Genomic DNA, 19,423 nt, shown 5'->3' with positions numbered 1-19,423 from the left:
AAAGGTATCTTCATGAGCGACTCGTCCACATATCACGTCCTGGCCGTCGATGGCGGCGGCACACGGTGCAGGCTGGCCCTTGCCGAGGGCCCGACCCTCACCACGGTCGAGACCGGCTCGGCCAATGTCTCGACCGACTTCGACGGCGGCGTTCGGGAAATCCGGGAGGGCCTGACGCGACTCGCGGCGCGCACCAGCCGAACGATCGACGACCTGACCCGCCTGCCCGCCTTTGTCGGCCTTGCCGGGGTGACCGGAGAAGCGATGGCCGGGCGGCTGCGCGGCGCCCTGCCCTTTACCCGCGTGCGCATCCTCGATGACCGCCCCGCCGCGTTGCGCGGCGCGCTGGGCGACGCGGACGGCGTCATCGCCCATTGCGGCACCGGGTCATTCTACGGCGCGCGCGCGGGCGGGCAGATGCGGTTCGCCGGCGGCTGGGGACCGGTGCTGGGCGACGAGGCCTCGGCCCAGTGGATCGGCTGCCTGGCGCTGGGCGTCACGCTGGAAACCGTCGATGGCCGCCTGCCTGCCTCGCCCCTGTCGCAGCGACTGCTGGCGGACCTGGGCGATGCGCCGGGCATCGTCCGCTTTGCCGGGCAGGCGCGGCCCACGGATTTCGGCGCGCTGGCGCCTTTGGTGACGGACCACGCCGCGCAGGGCGATGCGCTGGCCCGCCGCGTGATGCAGGCCGGCGCGGACGAAATCGCGCGCGCCCTGCCCGACATCGGTTGGACGCCGGATCAGCCGATCTGCCTGACCGGCGGTATCGGCCCGCACTACGCCCCCTATTTTCCCGCCGCGATGCAGGCCAGGCTGACCCGCCCGGCCGGCGAACCGCTGGCCGGGGCGATTGCCCTTGCCCGCGACCTGGCCCGGGAGACCGCGCCATGAGCGTGACCGACTTCCTGCGCCCCGAAGGCTGGCTGGATGCCGGCGGCGGGCCGCGCTACGTCCAGCTGGGGCGCCGGCTGGAGGCCGGGATCGACAGTGGCGTGCTGCCGCACAACGCCTCGCTGCCGCCCGAGCGCGAGATTGCCGAGATCACCGGTCTGTCGCGCGTCACCGTCCGCAAGGCAATCCGCGAACTGGTGCGCGAGGGGCTGATCGAGCAGCGCCAGGGCTCGGGCTCGTTCATCCGGATGCCGGTGGCCAAGCTGGAACAGTCGCTGTCGCAACTGACCTCCTTCACCGAGGACATGGCGCGGCGCGGGATGGACACCACCTCGCGCTGGCTGGAGCGCGGAGTCTTCCTGCCGACCGCCGAAGAGGTGGCGGCGCTGGGGCTGGGCGACACCGAACAGGTCGCCCGCATCTACCGCCTGCGCGAGGCGGGCGGACGGCCCATGGCGCTGGAACGCGCGACGCTGCCGCTCGACATCCTGCCCAATCCGATCGAGGTCACGACCTCGCTCTATGCGGTGCTCGACCGGCTGGGGAACCGCCCCGTGCGCGCCATGCAGAAGATTTCCGCCATCAACCTGCCGGCGCGCGAGGCGGGCCTGCTGGGCGTGCCCGAAGGCGCGGCGGGTCTGAGCATCGAACGCACCTCCTACCTTGCCAGCGGACGGGTCGCCGAACTGACCCGCTCGCTTTATCGCGGCGACGCCTACGATTTCGTGGCGGAACTGCGCCTGTGACACAGAAAGGCGGAACGCCATGCCCCCCCCCACCACGCAGATGCGCCGCGAAGTCGCCGAGATCCCCGAGGCGGTCGAACGGCTGCTGACAAACGGCGGCGCTGCCATCGCCACGGCCGCCGCGCGGGCGCGCGAGATCGATCCGCCCTACCTGCTTTCGGTGGCGCGCGGCTCGTCCGACCACGCCTGCACCTACCTCAAGTACGCCAGCGAACTGGTGCTGCGGCGGCCCATGGCCTCGGTCGGGCCGTCGGTGGCCTCGGTCTACGGTGTCACGCTGGAGGCGGCGGGGGCGGTCTGCATCTCTGTCTCGCAATCCGGGCAGAGCCCCGACATCGTGCGCATGACGCAGGCGCTGGGCGACAGCGGCGCGATGACGGTGGCGATCACCAACGATCCCGCCTCGCGCCTGGCCGGGATCGCCGACACCACCCTGCCAATCCATGCCGGACCCGAACGCAGCGTTGCCGCGACCAAGACCTTTGTCACGTCGCTGGTGGCCGGGCTCTGGCTGATCGCCGAGATGCGGCAGGACGCCGAGTTGATCGCCGCCATCCGCGCCCTGCCCGGGCAGCTGGAGCAGGCCACGCGCTGCGACTGGTCCGCCGCGGCCGAGGCCATCGACGGCACCTCGCTGTTCACGCTGGGGCGCGGCCCGTCCTGGGCGATCTCGAACGAGGCGGCGCTGAAGTTCAAGGAAACCTGCCTGATCCATGCCGAAAGCTATTCCTCGGCCGAGGTGCTGCATGGCCCGGTGTCCATCGTCGGGCAGGGTTTCCCGGTCATCGCCTTTGCCGCGCGTGACGCCGCCGAAAAGGGCCTGGCCGAAACCGCCGACGCGCTGGCCGCCAAGGGCGCGCGGGTCTTTGCCGTGACCGACCGCGTGAGTGCCGCGACGGCCCTGCCCCATGTCCGCACCGACCATTGGCTGACCGACCCCATCGCCGCGATCGTGTCGTTCTACGGCATGGTGGAGGCCGTCGCCGTGCGCCGCGGCATCGACCCGGACACGCCGCGCCACCTCAACAAGGTCACGGAGACAGTGTGAGCATGGCTGTGCTGACCTTCCGCAACGGCCCGATCTTCGATGGCACCCGCCTGCGGGCCGGGCATGCCGCCCGCTACGAGGACGGGCAGCTTGTGGCGCTCTTGCCCGAGGGGGACTGCGCCAAAGGGGGCGCCGAAGTCGACCTCCAGGGCGATATCCTCAGCCCCGGCTACGTCGATTTGCAGGTCAACGGCGGTGGCGGCGTGCTGCTGAACGACGCGCCCTCCCTCGACACGCTCCGCCGCATCGCCGAGGCGCATCACGGGCTGGGGGTGTCCGCCCTGTTGCCGACGCTGATCACTGACACACCCGACATCACACACGCGGCGATCTCGGCCGCCATCGCGGCCGTGCAGGCAGGTGTGCCGGGGATCGCCGGGCTTCACCTGGAGGGGCCGCACCTGTCGGTCGCGCGCAAGGGCGCACACGACCCCGCCCTGATCCGCCCGATGGAGACCGAAGACCTGCGCGCGCTGCTTGAAGCGGCAAGACAGCTGCCCATCCTCAAAGTCACCATTGCGCCGGAAAACGTCACCGAGGCGCAGGTCAGCGCGCTGGCCAAGGCGGGCGTGCTGGTGTCGCTGGGCCACAGCGACGCGGGGTATGACACCTGCCGGCGCTACTTTGCCGCCGGGGCGCGCTGCGCCACCCATCTGTTCAACGCCATGAGCCAGCTGGGCAACCGCGAACCCGGGCTGGTGGGCGCGGTGCTGGCCAGTGGCCATGTCTCCTGCGGGTTGATCGCCGATGCCGTCCACGTCCACCCCGAAACCATGCGCGCGGCCTGGGCGGCCAAGCGGGGACCGGGCCGGATCTACCTTGTCAGCGACGCCATGGCCGTGGCCGGCACCGACCTCACCGGCTTCACGCTGGGCGGGCGCAGGATCACCCGGCGCGACGGCGTGCTGACCTTGCAGGACGGCACCCTGGCCGGGGCGGACCTGGACCTGACAACGGCGCTGCGGGTCCTGGTGCAGCAGGTCGGCGTGGAACTGGAACAGGCGTTGCAGGCCGCGGTGAGCGTGCCTGCGGCAGTGATCGGGCTGACCTCCGATCTTGGGACCCTGACCGATGCGATCAGGATTTCCCCGGACCTCTCGGCCGTTCGACGCGCCGATCCCCGGTAACACGCGCCGTCGAATAGCCCTCTTTGACAGGGCAGGCGCATCGCCGGGACAGAGCGGCGGCATGGCCTTTCACGCCTCCAAGGGGTGTTTTACCTTTTCGCAGCAAGGGCCTTGGCCAAACGCCCAGACCATGTGAAACTGCCCGTGTCCAGCCACGGCGCGGCGACGACACAGCGAGGAGACCCAGACTGACAACGGACGACAACACAGGCGGCCGGGGCCAGCCCGCATCCGGGACCGATGCCTGAGGTGACGGGAACGGTCTCCATTTCGATCATCTACAGCATGATTGCGCTGATGATGGTTGGCGCACTGTTGTATCCGCTGTTTTCACAACCCCGCACCGCCCGCCTGTCGCTGAAGACCAGCATCCTGGTCGGGGGCGCATTCAGCATCAGCGATGCCGGGCTGATGCTGACCAGCATCGTGATCGAGGACCATGTCTTCCTGAACGCCTCCGCAGGCTTGCTGCTCTTTGCCGGATACCTCGGCGGGCCGGTTGCGGGCCTCATGGCGCTCTTGACCTCGCTGGCACTCCGCGCAGGATATGGCGGCGAAATGCTGCATCTCGGAATGGTCGCGCACACCGCCTACATGCTGGCGGGTCTTGTGCTGCGGCGGGTGCGGCCCATGGCCAACTGGCCCCAGTTCCCCAGCGGACTGCTGGGCCGGGCGGTATTGGCCTTTCTCCTGTTCTACACCGCGGCCATCGGGCTCGCCCTGCTGCTGCGGCTTGCGCCGGACCCCGGGCTGGCCACCAGGTACTTGCCGGTCTTCTACCTGGTCGGGACGCTGTCGGTGACCGGCACCTGGTTTGTCGTGCGGCAAAGCTGGCGTGTCGCCACCCTGGCCCGCGAAAACACCGCAATGCTGAAACAGCTGGAACTGATCTTCGAAACCTGCGGCATCGGGGCTTTCCGCTACGACGGCGAGACGGCCAAGCTGGATTTCCACGAGAGTTTTCAAAAGCTCTATGGCACGGACGGCGATCCCAAGCTGCACCCTTCGGATTTTGCCAGGCGGCAGGTGCACCCCGATGACCAGTCGGCGATGCAGGCCTACATCGCCGAGACGATAACCGGCACCGAGACCCAGGACAGCCACCTGTTTCGCGCCTACCGGAACGACGGCGCGCTGCACCACATGCGCTCCAACTGGAAACTGGAAGGCCTGACCCCGACCGGAAAGAGAAACATCATCGGGCTGCATGTCGATGTGACGGACGTGGTGGTGGCCCAGCGCGAACGGACAAGGGCGCTGGAACACATCGCCGCCATCGCGGAAAACGTGCCGGGCGGCATCTACGAATCGGTCTGGGAAGACGGCGAACCGCGCGAAGTGCTCTACGTCAGTCCGAAATGCGCCGAGATCTGGGGGCTGAGCGTGCAAGACGCGCTGCGCGCGCCCTACCTCATGGCGGCCCGGATGCAACCCGAGGCCTACGAAAAATCGCTCGCCGTCACCCGCGCATCTGTCGAAACCGGCCAGCCGGGAACCGCGCGGCTGTCGATGAAGGACGATGACGGTAAGACGCGCTGGATCGACTTCCGCGTTCAGGCGGTCGCCCAGCCGGACAACACGCACCACGTCTACGGGATCTTCGTCGACGTCACCAGCGAGGTGGCGGCGCTGGAGGAGGCGCGCAAGCAGGCCGAACTGGTTCACCAGGCCCAGAAAACCGAAAGCATCGGCCAGCTGACCGGCGGTGTCGCCCATGACTTCAACAACATTCTCGCCATCGTCATGGGCAATCTCGAACTGCTGCAAGACGAGATCACCGACCCAAAGCACCTGGAGATGATCAACGCCGGGCTGACGGCCAGCCAGCGGGGCGCCGGCCTGACACGCAGCCTGCTGGCCTTTGCCCGCCGCGCCCGGCTGCAACCAGAGGTGTTGGACCTGAATGCCGTCGTACGGCAGGCCAAGACCTGGATGGCGCGCGCGCTGCCCGAATCCATCGAGGTCGAAACCGTGCTGCTGGCGGGGCTCTGGCCGGTCAGGCTGGATGCCGCGTCGCTGGAAAGCGCGCTGCTGAACCTGATCCTCAACGCGCGCGACGCGATGGATGGCCACGGCCAGCTGACCATCGAAACCGCCAACATGCGCATCGAACAGGCGTATGTGGACGCCCGGAACGACGAGGTCCCGCCGGGCCGCTACGTCATGCTGGCGGTCACGGACACCGGATCGGGGATCGACCCGGAGACGCTGGGCCGCATCTTCGAACCCTTCTTTACCACCAAGGCGCCCGGCGCGGGATCCGGCGTGGGGCTTTCGATGGTTCAGGGTTTTGTCAGGCAGTCCGGCGGCAGCGTGCAAGTCTATACCGAGCCGGGCCATGGCACGTGCTTCAAGCTGTATTTCCCGGTTGCGGATGTCGTGGACCAGCCGGTGCCGGAGGACCAGCCTGCGGTGGACCAGCACGCCGGGACCGCCAGCATCCTGCTGGTCGAAGACGACGACAGCGTGCGCGCGGTTCTGACCGCCATGCTGGCGAGCGCCGGCTACCACGTCACCGCCGCGCGCAACGGCGACGCGGCCTATGACCTGGTCAAGGCTGGACCCGGCTTTGACGTGGTCGTCACCGACATCGTCATGCCCGGCAGCCTTCAGGGCACCCACCTCGCCCGTATGGTCCGCAACACCCACCCGAAGATACCCTTTGTCTTCATGTCGGGCTATGCGGCCGAGGCGACGGTGCATGGGAACGGCCTGCGCCCGCAGGACATCCGCCTGATGAAACCCGTGCCGAAAAGCGACCTGCTGCGCGCCGTGGCACAGGCGCTGATGTTCACCCGACGGGCCTGAAAGGACGAACGCGCGTCGCCGGGCGATCCTGCACTGGCGACCGGCCAGGAGGCGGCCCATGTCACCCGGGAACACCACGGCGCGAACCGTGTCGAAGACCCGGGATATCCAGATCAGGCGGAAGATCAGGCACCAGACATCGGTGATACGATCAGATCAACCGAACTCGGGCAGGTACAGCACCGGGTCAAAGAACCGTTGCCCTGGCATGGCGCCCCCCTCCAGCTTGATCTGGACCATCTCGGCCACCAGCTCGCGGCACAATGGCTCCAGCGGGGTCGCCACGATCAACGACACGTAGCCGTCGTCCAGCGCGCGCCGCGACTCGGGCGTGACCTCGTTGACCACCAGCGCGATCGGCCCGGCCCGCGCCTCCTCGCGCAGCGAGGCAATCGCGCCCTCCATGCCGCCCCCGGCCAGGTAGACCCCGACCAGATCGCGGTGCCGCGCCATCAGGTCGAGCATCGCCTCACAGGTCAGCTGGCGGGTCTCGAGGTTGACCAGCGTGTCCAGCACCTCGAACCCCGGCGCCGCCTCGCGGAACTGCGAACGGAACCCCGTCTCGCGCAGCTCGTGGCCATGCCAACGGTTCCCGCCGACAAACAGCGCGATCTTGCCCGGCCGCACCGCCGCGATGCTCAGCATCTGCGCCGCGCCGCGGCCAACCTTCAGATTGTTCAGCCCGAAATAGCCGGCGCGGACGTCCTGCGCGAAATCCGACAGCAGGGTGATGCAGGGCACGCCCGCCTCGGCCAGCCGCGCCACCGCCTCGGCCACGGTGCCGTGGTTGACCGCCGTCGCCGCCACGACATCTGCCCGACCCCGCATCGCCAGCAGGTGGCCTGCCACCTCCGCCGGCGTCTGCGTGTCGGAAAACACGATCTCCGCCGTGACCCGCGCGCCCTGCACTTGCGCGCAGGCGCGCCGCAGCGACTTGGCAAAGCCGGCATAGAACGCCTGCTTCTCCTTGCGCAGGACAAAGCCCAGCCGCACCTCCGGCAAGGGTCGCAGCACGTCCTGCGCGGCCAGGTTGCGGCCCTGGTAGCCCACCCGCGCCGCGGCCTCCGCCACCTTGCGCGCGGTGTCGTCACGCACCCCCGACGCGGCGGCGACCACCCGGTTCACCGTCGCGATGCTGACACCCGCCGCCTTGGCGACATCCAGAAGGGTCGGTCTCTTGGCCATGCCCGTCTTGATACATTCCTATCATGCACCGACAAGGGAATTGAGCCGCAAAGAGAGAAACGGCGCAGGACCGTTGGCAGCGTTTCCCGTCCTGCCCTATGGTTCGGCATCCGCAGGGGGAGGCACGGACATGACGCACCGGGATTATTCGATGCTGGGCACGGACGGCCAACGCGCGGTCGAAACCGGCCTTGCCGCGGCCGAGTGGTATCACACCGAGGTGCCGCGCAAGGAGATGAAGGTGCTGATGCAGCGCGCCGATCAGCCGGCGATCCGCGATACCCTGCTGCTGTTCGGCTGCATGATCGTTTTCGCGGGAATCGGCATCGTGCTCTGGCCCTCCTGGGCCTCGGCGCCGTTCTGGCTGGCCTACGGCGTGCTCTACGGCTCGGCCATGGACGCGCGCTGGCACGAATGCGGCCACGGCACCGCCTTCAAGACGCGGTGGATGAACGACTGGCTCTACCAGGTCGCCAGCTTCTGCATGGTGCGCAACCCGGTCACCTGGCGCTGGAGCCACGCGCGCCACCACACCGACACCATCATCGTCGGCCGCGACCCCGAGATCGTGGCCATGCGCCCGCCCGCCCTGCTGCGGATCGTGCTGAATGTCTTCGGCATCCTCGACGCCTGGAACGGATGGGGGCGGATGCTGCTGAACGCCTCCGGCCGGATCCACCCCGAGGAGGCCAGCTACATCCCCGAACAGGAACTGCCCAAGGTGATCCGCACCGCCCGCGTCTGGGTGGCGATCTACGCCGCCACCCTCGCGCTGTCCCTGGCGCTGGGGTCGATCCTGCCGCTGATGGTGATCGGGCTGCCCCGGCTCTACGGCGCCTGGCACCACGTCATGACCGGCGTGTTGCAGCACGCGGGCCTGGCCGACAACGTCACCGATCACCGGCTGAATTCGCGCACCGTCTACATGAACCCGGTCTCGCGCTTCATCTACTGGAACATGAACTACCACGTGGAACACCACATGTTCCCAATGGTGCCCTATCACCGCCTGCCCGACCTGCACGCCGCCATCCGGCACGACCTGCCTGCGCCCAGCCCCTCGATCCTGGCCGCCTATGCAGAGGTGATCCCGGTGCTGCGCCGCCAGTTGCGCCACGAGGACTATTTCCTCAAGCGTGACCTGCCGCCCCAGGCCCGCCCCTACCGCGAGGATTTGCACGCCGCTGCGCTGGGCGTGCCTGCGGAATAAGGCCCCAAAGGAGACCCGACCATGCCCTGGATCGACGCCTGCGCCACCGACGACATCGAGACCGAGGACCTGATCCGTTTTGATCACGGCGGCCGCACCTACGCCCTCTACCGCAGCCCGGACGACGCCTACTTCTGCACCGACGGGTTGTGCACGCACGAACAGGTGCATCTCGGGGACGGGCTGGTCCAGGGACACGAGATCGAGTGCCCCAAGCACAACGCCACCTTCGACTACCGCACCGGCGAGGCCCTCCGTGCGCCCGCCTGCATCAACCTGCGCACCTACCCGACCAAGGTCGAAAACGGCCGCGTCTGGATCGAGCTCTGAGTCCCGGCAACAGCCCGGCTGCCCCGCCACCGCCGGGGCTGTGGCATTTCGCCGGGTGTCACGGCCTTCTCGCCGCCGCGCCGGTCCACTAGATACTCGTTACGCGGCTTTGGCCGTGCAAAATGCCTGCGTGGTGGAACAGATCGCTTGCCCCCGGCAAGCACAGGCGACAGAGGACAGGCGGCGGCGTTCCCCCCGTCTCCTGGCCGGCCGTGCCCCCTGGGGATACATGACCCGGGGTCCGGTTTCCTGATCCGAGAGCATGACCGATGACCCAATCCATCAACATCGCCGAACCGGAGCACTCCGGACATCGGCTCGAGTATTTCCCCATCCCCTTCTTCGCCTCCGTGATGGGGCTGTCCGGCATGACCCTGGCGCTGCATGTCGCCGAGTTGCAGGCCGGCTGGCCGCCGCTGGCCAGCAGCGCCGCATTGGCGCTGACCGTCGCGGTGTTCGTCGGCCTGTCCGCGATCTATACGCTCAAGGCTTTGCGCTATCCCAACGCCGTGGCGCAGGAATGGCGCCATCCGGTCAAGCTGTCGTTCTTTCCGGCCCTCACCATTTCGCTGCTGCTGATCGCCACCGCGCTACAGGCGGTGCAGCCCGGCATCGCGCGGGCGCTCTGGGTGGTGGGTGCGCTGGGCCAGGCGGGCCTGACGCTGGCGGTGCTGTCCAACTGGATCGGCCACCGCCCGTTCCAGACGGTCCACATCTCGCCCGCGTGGTTCATTCCGGCGGTCGGCAACGTAGTGGCGCCGGTGGCCGGCGTGTCGCTGGGCTTTGTCGAATCCTCGTGGGTCTTCTTTGCGGCAGGGCTGGTGTTCTGGATGGTGCTGCTGGTGCTGGTGATGAACCGGCTGATCTTTCACGATCCGCTGCCGGGCCGGATGGTGCCGACGATCGCCATCCTGATCGCGCCGCCTGCGGTGGCGTTCCTCAGCTGGCTGCAACTGAACGGCGGGGTTCTGGACGCCACGGCGCGGCTGTTCTATGGCACGACCATCGTCTTTGCCCTGCTGGCGCTGACCCAGGTGCCCAAGCTGCGCGGACAGAGTTTTGCGCTGTCCTGGTGGGCGCTGAGCTTTCCGGTCGCCACCCTGACCATCGCCACCTTCCGTTTCGGGACGCTGGCGGGCTCTCCCGCCCACACCACGGCCGGCTTTGCCTGCCTCGCCCTGCTGGTGGTCATCGTCGCCGTGCTGATCGGCTTGACGGCGCGGGCCGTGGCACGGCACGAGATCTGCCAGCCCGAGTGAGCGGCCGGGTTCAGGGCGCCGTCAGATAGTCTGCCGAAACATAGCCGGACATGGACGGCGCCTTGGCCAGCGAGACCCGGCACCAGAGCTGACCCAGTTCGGTCACGCAGTCATGACGCGTCAGCTCCGTGCCGTCCGGCAGGCCCAGCTTGACCTTGTAGCCCAGCCCCGGCCCATAGCGGAGCTTCAGCAGTTCGTCCGGTCCGGCGCCCTTGACCACGGCGCGCCCGCCGGTCACCCCGGCGCATGCGGCGACAAGGAACAGCGCGCAAATGGCTGTGACTGTGGTTCTGCTCATGGTTTTGCCCTCGATGGTGCCTGATGCCTCCCCCGCTTTCTGACTCGGCGCAGGGTTCCGGTCCAGAATCGCGTTTTCCGAGCTGCGGGTCGAGTCCTGATCGGCCTGACGACTAGATTTCTTCACAGGCGCGACGCAGTGCCAGGGCCAGCGGAGGCAGCCGCCCTTGGCCTGCACCAAAGGGGCAGCTCGGGCCTGCCGCCTGAGAAGAAGACCCGCACGAGGCCTCGCTTCTGTATCAACGACTCGATACAGAAGCAGGAACAGCGCTCTTCTGCCTGGGATGAACCCAAGACCGGGCACCCCGACCGCGACCCCGCGCCAACACCACTCTGCCAAAGCCCGGACCACGAAAGGCCAAGACCATGACCCGGGACGACCCCCATCCCCCCTCCTCCGAGGATATGCCAGCGCCGCGCTCCCGGTTGGAGACGCTGGGCTGGAACGCCTTCTTTGCCGGGCAGGTCAGCGCCCAAGAGCTGGAGCTGACCCCGCCGGTGCGCGTCACCGAGGTGCATCGCTCCGGGTTGCGCGTGCTGGGGGATGGCATCGACACGGTCGTTCCGCCCGGCCCGGTTGCCACCGTGGGCGACTGGCTGCTGCTGAACCGGGTCCTGCCCACCTCCAGCCGCGTTCTGGAACGCAAGAGCCTGTTTCAGCGGCGCACCCCCGGCAAAGGCCGAGACCTTCAATTGATCGCGGCCAACGTGGACACTGCCTTTGTCGTGTCGTCCTGCAACCAGGATTTCAACGTGGCGCGGCTGGAACGCTATGTCGCCATGGCGCTGGAGGCGGGTGTGCCCCCGGTGATCGTGCTGACAAAGGTCGACCTTTGTCCCGATCCGGAGCCCTACCTTGCGCAACTGGCCGAGCTATCGACCCTGGCCCGCATCGTTCCGATCAATGCCCGGAGCGAGGCGCCCAAGGCCATGCTGGGCGAATGGTGCGGCGCCGGCCAGACGGTTGTCTTTCTCGGCTCGTCCGGGGTGGGAAAGTCGACCCTGGTCAACGCGCTGCTGGGCGATCCGCTGGTCGAGACCGCGCCGATCCGCGAGGATGACGCGCGCGGCCGTCATACGACCACGCATCGCCATCTGCATTTCCTGCCCAGCGGCTGCGCCGTTCTGGACACTCCGGGCATGCGCGAACTGCAACTGGCCGAGGCCGAGGACGGGATCGCCGACACCTTTGCCGACATCACCGCCCTGGCCGGCCGGTGCAAGTTCAACGACTGCGCCCACGAGTCCGAGCCGGGATGCGCCATCCGCGCCGCGCTCGACGCGGGCGAGCTGGACACCGCGCGGGTGGCCCGATGGCGCAAGCTGCTCGACGAAGAGAAGTTCAACACGACCTCCTTGGCCGAGCGCAAATCCAGCGCCAAGGCCCTGCGCAAGACGATCCGCGCCGTCAAGAAGAAGAACCGGAAGTAGTCCCATGATCAGGAAATACACCCAAGCCGACACCGACGCCCTGATCGCGATCTGGGAGGCGGCGAATGCGCTGGCGCATCCATTCCTGCTGCCGGAATTCGTGGCGCAGGTCAAAGAGGACATGCGCGCCATCTATCTGCCCAACGCCGAAACCTGGGTGATCGAGGACAATGGCCAGCCGGTCGGGTTCATCGCCATGGTCGACGCCGAGATCGGCGGGTTGTTCGTTGACCCCGCGCATCACCGCAAGGGGCTGGGCAAGGCGCTGGTCGACCACGTCGCGCAGATCAAGGGCCCGCTGCGCGTGGACGTGTTTGCGCAGAACACGGTCGGGCGGCCGTTCTACGAGCGGCAAGGCTTCGTGACCGAGGCGACCTATCTGCATGGGCCATCCGGCGAAGTGACCCTCCGGATGGCGATGCCCGGAGCGGCCTGACCGGGCATCGACACGTCTGCGCCGAAAGGTCTGGCGCGGCCCGCAGGTGCCCGGAGCGATTTCGCCGGTGGCGCTGGTTCGGACGCAGCCCCTGCCCCCTACCGCAGCGCCGGCAGGACCTTGGAGCGCTGCTCGCCCAGGCCCGAGATGCCCAGCGTCACGACCTCGCCCCCCTTGAGAAAGCGCGGCGGTTTCTGCCCCATGCCGACGCCCGGAGGTGTGCCGGTCGAGATCACGTCGCCGGGCTGAAGGCTCATGAAGCGGCTGCAATAGGCGATCAGGTGCGGCACCTTGTAGATCATCGTCGCGGTGGTGCCGGTCTGCTGCCGGACCCCGTCCACGTCCAGCCACATGTCCAGCGCGTCGATATCGGCCACCTCGTCCGGGGTGACCAGCCAGGGGCCGGTCGGCCCGAAGGTGTCGCAGCCCTTGCCCTTGTCCCAGGTGCCGGCGCGCTCGATCTGGAACTCGCGTTCGGACACGTCGTTGACCACGCAGAAGCCGGCGACATGGGTCATCGCGTCGGCCTCGTCGATGTAGGCGCCCGGTTCGCCGATCACGATGCCCAATTCGACTTCCCAGTCGGTCTTGACGCTGTCGCGCGGGATCTGGATCGGGTCGTTGGGGCCGCAGATGGCGGAAGTCCACTTGTTGAAGATCACCGGCTCGGGGGGGATCGCCATGCCCGCCTCTTCGGCGTGGTCGGCGTAGTTCAAGCCGATGCAGATGAACTTGCCCACGCGGCCGACGCAAGGGCCTAGCCGCAGGTCCCCCTGCGGGGTGCCCTCGACCAGCGGCAGCGTTTCGGGATCGAGCGCGCGCAGCGCCTTCAGCCCGTCGGGGCGCAGCGTCTCTCCGGCGATGTCGGCCACCACATCGGACAGGTCGCGCACGCGACCGGCGGCATCCAGCAGACCCGGTTTTTCGGCACCGGGGGCGCCATGGCGAAGAAGTTTCATCAAGTCTCCAGTTCTGGGATGGGATGGGCCGCCCGGTCGGGCGACCCCGTACGTTGTCACGGGTCTCAGGCGGCGCGCTCGCCGCCCAGCCCGGAAATTGCCTGGACCAGGCTGTCCTCTGTCACCTCCTCCGAGGTGAAGGTCCGCATGATCCGGCCCGAGTACATGGCGACGATCCGGTCGGCGACGTGCAAGACCTCGGGCATCTCCGAGCTGATGACGATGACCGCGTAGCCCTGTGCCGCCAGTTCGCGCAGCAGCTTGTGGATCTCGGACTTGCTGCCGACGTCGATGCCGCGCGTGGGTTCGTCCACGATCAGCACGCTGGGATGCATCGACAGCCACTTGCCGATGACGATCTTCTGCTGGTTGCCGCCCGACAGGTTGCCGACCCGCTGTTTCCAGCCCGGGGTGCGGATGTCCAGCCGGTCGCGGTACTGGTCAAAGATCGCCACCTCGGCGCCTTCGGCCATGAAGGGCCCGGCGGTCAGGTCGTCGACCTGCGGCAGGGTCATGTTGTCCCGGCAGTTCATGCCCAGGATCAGGCCCTGCCCCTTGCGGTCCTCGGGCACCAGGCTGATGCCGCGCGCGATGGCGTCGGCGGGCGAATGAATGCGCACCTCCTCGCCGTCCATCAGGATCTGGCCCGAAGACGGGTCACGCAGGCCGAACAGGGTTTCGGCGATCTCGGTGCGGCCCGCGCCGACCAGCCCGTAGAACCCCAGCACCTCACCCCGGCGCACGGCAAAGCTGACGTCGGTATAGAGCTTGCCGCAACTCAGCCCGCGCACCTCGAGCGCGACATCGCCCAGTTCGTGGTGAACGGCGTTGCGGCTGAGGTCCAGCTTGCGGCCGATCATCATCTGCGTGACGGCCTCCTCGGTCGTGTCGGCGGTGGCGACCGTGCCCTGGTACTGCCCGTCGCGCAGCACGGTGATCCGGTCGGTGATCTTGAAGATCTCTTCCATGCGGTGCGAGATGTAGATGATCCCGACGCCATCGGCCTTGAGATCGGCAATGACGTCGAACAGCACGCTCTTTTCCGCATCGGTCAGCGAGGCGGTGGGTTCGTCGAAGATCACCGCCTTTGCGTCGACCGTCAGCGCGCGGGCGATCTCGACCATCTGCTGGTTGGCGATGGACAGGTCGCCGACGCGGGTCCGCGCCGTGAAACCGACGTTCAGCTTTTTCAGGATCGCGTCGGTGCGCTGGAACAGGGTCTGCCAATCGACCCGGCCAAAGCTTTTTCGCGGCAGCTCGCCCAGGTAGATGTTTTCGGCCACGGACAGCTCCGTCGCCAGGCTCAATTCCTGGTGGATAAAGACGATGCCCTTGGCCTTGGCCTCGAGCGGGCCGCTCATCACCACCTGTTCGTCGCCGACGTAGATGCTGCCCTCGTCCGGCTGGTAGATGCCGCCCAGCACCTTCATCGAGGTGGACTTGCCGGCGCCATTCTCGCCCATCAGGGCGTGCACCTCGCCGGGCATGACCGTAAAGGACACGTTGTCGAGCGCGCGCACGCCGGGAAACGACTTGCCGATGTTCTCCAGTCGCAGGACGGGTTTTGCGTCGGTCATGCCTTCAACTCCTCTTTGCCCTTCACGTTCAACTGGCGGTCCAGGATCAGGACGGCGACCAGGATGCTGCCGATCACGAGGTTGACGGTCGAGGTGTCGGCCCCGATGTGGCCCAACCCCTTGCGCAAGAGCTGGATCGCAATGACCCCGCCGAATGTGCCGATCACGTTGCCCGCGCCGCCAGTGATCTTGGTGCCGCCCAGCACGACGGCGGTGATCACCCAAAGCTCGTAAAGCTGGCCGTCATTGGGATTGACCGAGCCGCTTTCGGAATAGAACACCACGGCGGACAGCGCCGCGAGAAAGCCGATGATGGCAAAGTTGATCATCATGTGCGGCCCGACGCGGATACCGGCATTGACCGCCGCCTCGCGGTTGTCTCCGATGGCGTAGGCGTTGCGGCCATGCACGGTCTTGGCCATCAGGAACCAGACCATCAGCGTGACGATCAGCAGCGCCCAGGACGCGGTGGCCAGGCCCAGGAAATGCGCCTCGGCAAAGTCCACCAGCGTCCAGTTCAGGTGGCTGGTGGGGTTCTCGCCGTTGAACATGAACACGATGCCGCGATAGCCCAGCATGGACCCCAGCGTGACGATGAAGGCATCCACGCCGGTCTTCCACACGATCAGCCCGTTGAGCGCGCCCAGCAGCGTGCCCACCGCCAAGGCCAGCAGCCAGGCCACCGGGATCACCCAGTCGCCGAGCCCGGCAAAGATCGGCCAGGTCAGGCTGTCCAGCAGGACGATGGCGGCGATGGCGAAGGTCGCGCCCACGCTGAGGTCGATGTTGCCGTTGACCATGACGATGGTCATGCCCATCGCGATGATCCCGATCGGGGCGGACTGCTTGAGCAGCAGCAGCATGTTCTCCCAATCCATGAAGGCCTTGTTCGAGAGCGACAGGAATTCCCCCGCGACGCTGAAAAAGATCAGCTCCAGCACGATGAAGCCCCAGATCGCGCCGCTTTTCAGCGCCTTGGACAGTGTTCCGGGTTGCATGTTATTCCCTCCCTGATTGTGCGCCCTAACGCTTCGCTGCTTGAGGGCTAGGCGATCGGCGACCAGAGCTTGCCGCGCTTGGCCGCAATGTCGAGCCAGACAGCAAGGATGATGATCACCCAGGTCACGACGAACTGGACGTAGAATTGCAGGCCCATCAGCAGCAGGCCGTTCTGGATGAAACCCAGGATCAGCACGCCGATCACGGTCTTGAAGATGGTGCCCGACCCGCCCAGCAGCGACGCACCGCCCAGGATGACCGCGGCCAGCACCTCCAGTTCCAGCCCCTGCCCCACCGTGTTCTGCGAGCCGAGCGAGCGGCTGGCCTGGATCAGGCCCGCCGTGGCCACGCAGGCCGAGGAGATCAGGTAACACTGGAACACCGTGCGCGCCCGGCGGATGCCGGAAAAGGTCGCCGCCGTGCCGTTGCCGCCCACCGCGTAGACCTTGCGTCCGAAGGGGGTGCGCGACAGCATCAGCCCCAGCAGCGCCGCCAGCGCGAGAAAGATCACGATGGGCACCGGGATGCCCAGCGCCGTGCCCTGCCCGAAGACGCCGAACCAGGTGCCTTCCTTGTCGGCGATGTCCATGTTCTTGCCGCCGGAATAGGTCAGCGTCAGTCCGTGGATCGCCGACAGCATCCCCAGGGTCACGATCAGCGAATTCAGCTTCATGTAGCCCACGAGGAACCCGATGATCGCCCCCAGGCACATCGTCATGGCGAACATCGCCGGGATCGCCATCAGCGGACCAAGCTTGTCGTGCAGGTCCAGCACCACGATGGTCGAGAATGACATCATGGAGCCGACCGACAGGTCGAGGTTGCCGCTGATCACCACAAAGGTGACGCCCAGCGCCATGACCCCCAGGATCGCCGAGGACCGCGCCACGCTCAGCACGTTGTCCGGTGTCAGGAACTTGGGGTTCGCGACGGTAAAGGCGATGATGAAGACCGCAAAGGCGATCAGGATGCCTTGTCTTGCAAGGACGCTGCCAATCTGTTGCCTGGTCAATCCAGCCATGTTCCCCTCCCTCGAGGCGCTTGCGCGCGGTGTTGTGTCCGACGTGCGGCCCGTTCGGCCGTGTCGTGCCCGGTCAGACCAGCGTCATGCCTCCGTCGATCATGACGATCTGTCCGGTCATGTAGTCGCTGTCGCGTGACGCCAGGAACGTCGTCGTGCCGGTGATGTCCGAGGGCCGCGCCACGCGGCCGCGCAGGATCCCGGCGGAAAACGCTTCCATCGCCTCTCCCGGCCTGTCCGCCGCGCCGATGTCGACCAGGTCCTTGTCGACCTGTTCCCACATCTCGGTCGCCACCACGCCGGGGGCGAACCCCGTCACCGTGATATCATGCTTGGCCAGGTCCCGTGCCCCGGACTGCGTCAACGAGACCACGGCCCATTTCGACGCGCAATAGGGCGCGACATTGTCAAAGCCCTGGCGGCTGGCCACCGAGGCGGTGTTGACGATCTTGCCGCCGCCGCCCTGGGCGATCATCTGCCGCGCGGCCTCCTGCATGCCGATCAGGCATCCCAGGCCGTTCACCCCCATGATGAAGTTCCAGTTGCCCTCGGTGACGTCGAGAAAGTTCATCGGCTTGTTGACGCCCGCGTTGTTGAACTTCACGTCCAGCCGGCCGAAGGTCTCGACCGTGTGGGCGATCATCGCGCGGACCTGCGCGCGGTCGGTGACGTCCACCTGGGCAGAGGTGACCGCGGCGGCGCTGTCGTTCAGCCTTGAGCGGTTCTGCTCCGCAACCTCGGCCACCTTGGCGCCGTTGATGTCGGCAAAACAGACCATGGCGCCTTCGTCCAGCAGTGCCTCGCCGATGGCGCGACCGATTCCCTGCGCAGCACCCGTCACCAGGCACACGCGCCCTGACACACGTCCCATGCCGCCTCCCTTCGTATTCGACTGTCGTGAGAGATAATGGCAGGGCGCGAAGGTTACCCCCCGCACCCTGCGCCGGGAGGAGTCCTCAGAAGACCGGCTTGGTGTAGTCGCCCATGTTGTCCTGGGTGATCTTCGGCGTGTCGAAGTAGTTCAGGAACGGCACATCCTCGCCGTTCAGAACGTCCAGCGCGGTTTGCAGGGCGGCCTCGGCATCGTCGACCGGCGACTGGTAGATCGAGCCCCAGTAGTCGCCAGCCTGCATCGCCTCGTAGCCGACGGCAAAGTTGGTGGCGCCGACAAAGATGATGCCTTCGCGGCCCGCGGCCTTGGCCGCGTTCAGCGCGCCGACGCCCATGTTGTCGTCGCCGGCATAGACGCCGTCGATGTCGTCATACTTGACCAGGAAGGCCTCCATGACCTGCTGCGACTTTTCGCGGTTCCAGTCGCCCGGCTGGGTCTCGACCAGGGTCACGTTCGGGCAGACCTCGGGCAGACGGTCCTCAAAGCCCTTGGCGCGCTCGATGGCCGTGGTGTAGCCCGGCTGGCCGCTGATCTGCACGATCTGGGCCTCGTTCTCGATGCCCATTTCCTTGAACTTGTCGCACATGATCTCGGCCGACCGGGCGCCCTGTGTGATGTTGTCGGGGCCGGAGAAGGACGCGACGAAGTCAAAGCCGGCCTCGGCGATGTTCGAGTTGGTCACGATGACCGGGATGCCGGCCTGCTTGGCCTTGCGGACGGCGGGGATGACGGCTTCGCCATTCGTCGGCCAGATGATGATGGCATCGACTTCCTGCTGGATCAGGTCCTCCATCTGGGCGATCTGGCGGGCCACGTCACCGCCGGCGTCCAGCACCACGACCTCGACGTCGGGGTTGGCTTCGGCGGCCGCGATAAAGGCCTTTTCATAGGTCGTCTGGTAGCTGTCGACGCCCACGTTGTTCTGGGTGATGCCGATCTTGTAGGTTTCGGCGGATACGCCGCCGGCCAGCGTCAGGACAGCGGTGCTCGCGGCGAGAATGGTGCGCAGTTTCATTCGTGTTTCCTCCCGGAATTCCTGTTTTCGGTCGTGACCCCTTTGCCCCTGGGGCGTCGGGCCCATCTTTCGGCGTGCCGAACGACTGGACACACCCTGCCGGTTTCCCGCCCCGAGGGGACGCCTGAAATATATCCATTATGGATAATCACACATCCACTTCGGATATTTTTCCGATACGATACGCAGGCC

The 19,423-nt window shown here is 67.1% G+C and carries 18 protein-coding genes; 10 read left to right on the top strand and 8 right to left on the bottom strand.

What is annotated here, in order from left to right; genetic code table 11:
• The first annotated feature begins 12 nt into the window (after positions 1-12).
• The 5 genes from MAA8898_RS19030 to MAA8898_RS19010 all read left to right on the top strand — a co-directional run bounded on the left by MAA8898_RS19030 (position 13) and on the right by MAA8898_RS19010 (position 6,620).
• Positions 13-891 carry a glucosamine kinase nucleotide-binding domain-containing protein gene (locus MAA8898_RS19030; protein ID WP_094022614.1) on the top strand — a complete coding sequence of 293 codons (879 nt, stop codon included), beginning with the start codon at positions 13-15 and terminating at the stop codon, positions 889-891.
• Positions 888-1,637: a GntR family transcriptional regulator gene (locus tag MAA8898_RS19025; RefSeq protein WP_094022613.1), complete on the top strand. Its 750-nt coding sequence runs from the start codon at positions 888-890 to the stop codon at positions 1,635-1,637. Before MAA8898_RS19030 ends, MAA8898_RS19025 begins: the two co-directional genes overlap by 4 nt.
• A 19-nt stretch (positions 1,638-1,656) precedes the next feature.
• Positions 1,657-2,685: an SIS domain-containing protein gene (locus tag MAA8898_RS19020; protein ID WP_094022612.1), complete on the top strand. Its 1,029-nt coding sequence runs from the start codon at positions 1,657-1,659 to the stop codon at positions 2,683-2,685.
• A gap of 2 nt (positions 2,686-2,687) precedes the next feature.
• Positions 2,688-3,812, top strand: a complete 1,125-nt coding sequence (nagA, locus tag MAA8898_RS19015) for an N-acetylglucosamine-6-phosphate deacetylase (RefSeq protein ID WP_370738631.1) — start codon at positions 2,688-2,690, stop codon at positions 3,810-3,812.
• Between the two features lie 240 nt (positions 3,813-4,052).
• Complete coding sequence (locus MAA8898_RS19010) at positions 4,053-6,620, top strand: ATP-binding protein (protein ID WP_094022610.1); 2,568 nt, start codon at positions 4,053-4,055, stop codon at positions 6,618-6,620.
• A gap of 156 nt (positions 6,621-6,776) precedes the next feature.
• On the opposite strand, the gene MAA8898_RS19005 is transcribed toward MAA8898_RS19010, so the two are convergent.
• Positions 6,777-7,805 carry a LacI family DNA-binding transcriptional regulator gene (locus MAA8898_RS19005; protein WP_094022609.1) on the bottom strand — a complete coding sequence of 343 codons (1,029 nt, stop codon included), beginning with the start codon at positions 7,803-7,805 and terminating at the stop codon, positions 6,777-6,779.
• Between the two features lie 130 nt (positions 7,806-7,935).
• On the opposite strand from MAA8898_RS19005, the gene MAA8898_RS19000 reads away from it, so the two are divergent.
• From MAA8898_RS19000 to MAA8898_RS18990, 3 genes are all read left to right on the top strand, one after another.
• A complete protein-coding gene (locus MAA8898_RS19000) occupies positions 7,936-9,015 on the top strand; it encodes a fatty acid desaturase family protein (protein WP_094022608.1) in 1,080 nt (359 codons plus the stop codon).
• A gap of 21 nt (positions 9,016-9,036) precedes the next feature.
• A complete protein-coding gene (locus MAA8898_RS18995) occupies positions 9,037-9,345 on the top strand; it encodes a MocE family 2Fe-2S type ferredoxin (RefSeq protein ID WP_094022607.1) in 309 nt (102 codons plus the stop codon).
• A gap of 269 nt (positions 9,346-9,614) precedes the next feature.
• Entirely contained in the window at positions 9,615-10,604 is a 990-nt protein-coding gene (locus tag MAA8898_RS18990) for an SLAC1 anion channel family protein (RefSeq protein ID WP_094022606.1), read from the top strand.
• A gap of 10 nt (positions 10,605-10,614) precedes the next feature.
• On the opposite strand, the gene MAA8898_RS18985 is transcribed toward MAA8898_RS18990, so the two are convergent.
• Entirely contained in the window at positions 10,615-10,902 is a 288-nt protein-coding gene (locus MAA8898_RS18985; RefSeq protein WP_094022605.1) for an SH3 domain-containing protein, read from the bottom strand.
• 365 nt (positions 10,903-11,267) lie between these two features.
• On the opposite strand from MAA8898_RS18985, the gene rsgA reads away from it, so the two are divergent.
• Both rsgA and MAA8898_RS18975 read left to right on the top strand, forming a co-directional pair.
• Positions 11,268-12,332 carry a ribosome small subunit-dependent GTPase A gene (rsgA, locus tag MAA8898_RS18980; protein ID WP_094022604.1) on the top strand — a complete coding sequence of 355 codons (1,065 nt, stop codon included), beginning with the start codon at positions 11,268-11,270 and terminating at the stop codon, positions 12,330-12,332.
• A gap of 4 nt (positions 12,333-12,336) precedes the next feature.
• The gene (locus tag MAA8898_RS18975; protein ID WP_094022603.1) at positions 12,337-12,768 is read left to right on the top strand and encodes a GNAT family N-acetyltransferase; all 432 of its coding nucleotides are present in this window, start codon (positions 12,337-12,339) and stop codon (positions 12,766-12,768) included.
• Between the two features lie 98 nt (positions 12,769-12,866).
• Here the strand turns inward: MAA8898_RS18975 and MAA8898_RS18970 are convergent, their stop codons facing one another.
• The 6 genes from MAA8898_RS18970 to MAA8898_RS18945 all read right to left on the bottom strand — a co-directional run bounded on the left by MAA8898_RS18970 (position 12,867) and on the right by MAA8898_RS18945 (position 19,231).
• A complete protein-coding gene (locus MAA8898_RS18970; RefSeq protein ID WP_094022602.1) occupies positions 12,867-13,727 on the bottom strand; it encodes a fumarylacetoacetate hydrolase family protein in 861 nt (286 codons plus the stop codon).
• Between the two features lie 65 nt (positions 13,728-13,792).
• Entirely contained in the window at positions 13,793-15,304 is a 1,512-nt protein-coding gene (locus tag MAA8898_RS18965; protein WP_094022601.1) for a sugar ABC transporter ATP-binding protein, read from the bottom strand.
• Entirely contained in the window at positions 15,301-16,302 is a 1,002-nt protein-coding gene (locus tag MAA8898_RS18960) for an ABC transporter permease (RefSeq protein WP_094022600.1), read from the bottom strand. The genes MAA8898_RS18965 and MAA8898_RS18960 overlap by 4 nt, the downstream gene beginning before the upstream one ends.
• A gap of 47 nt (positions 16,303-16,349) precedes the next feature.
• Positions 16,350-17,324: an ABC transporter permease gene (locus MAA8898_RS18955; RefSeq protein ID WP_094022599.1), complete on the bottom strand. Its 975-nt coding sequence runs from the start codon at positions 17,322-17,324 to the stop codon at positions 16,350-16,352.
• 73 nt (positions 17,325-17,397) lie between these two features.
• Positions 17,398-18,195, bottom strand: a complete 798-nt coding sequence (locus MAA8898_RS18950; protein WP_094022598.1) for an SDR family oxidoreductase — start codon at positions 18,193-18,195, stop codon at positions 17,398-17,400.
• 85 nt (positions 18,196-18,280) lie between these two features.
• Positions 18,281-19,231 carry a sugar ABC transporter substrate-binding protein gene (locus MAA8898_RS18945; protein ID WP_094022597.1) on the bottom strand — a complete coding sequence of 317 codons (951 nt, stop codon included), beginning with the start codon at positions 19,229-19,231 and terminating at the stop codon, positions 18,281-18,283.
• Positions 19,232-19,423: the final 192 nt, after the last annotated feature.

Origin of the sequence: Antarctobacter aquimaris (genome assembly GCF_900184945.1) — a bacterium.
Lineage (GTDB): Bacteria > Pseudomonadota > Alphaproteobacteria > Rhodobacterales > Rhodobacteraceae > Maliponia > Maliponia aquimaris.
The sequence above is the reverse complement of the archived record's forward strand: the minus strand, read 5'-3'. Positions and strand labels throughout refer to the sequence as shown.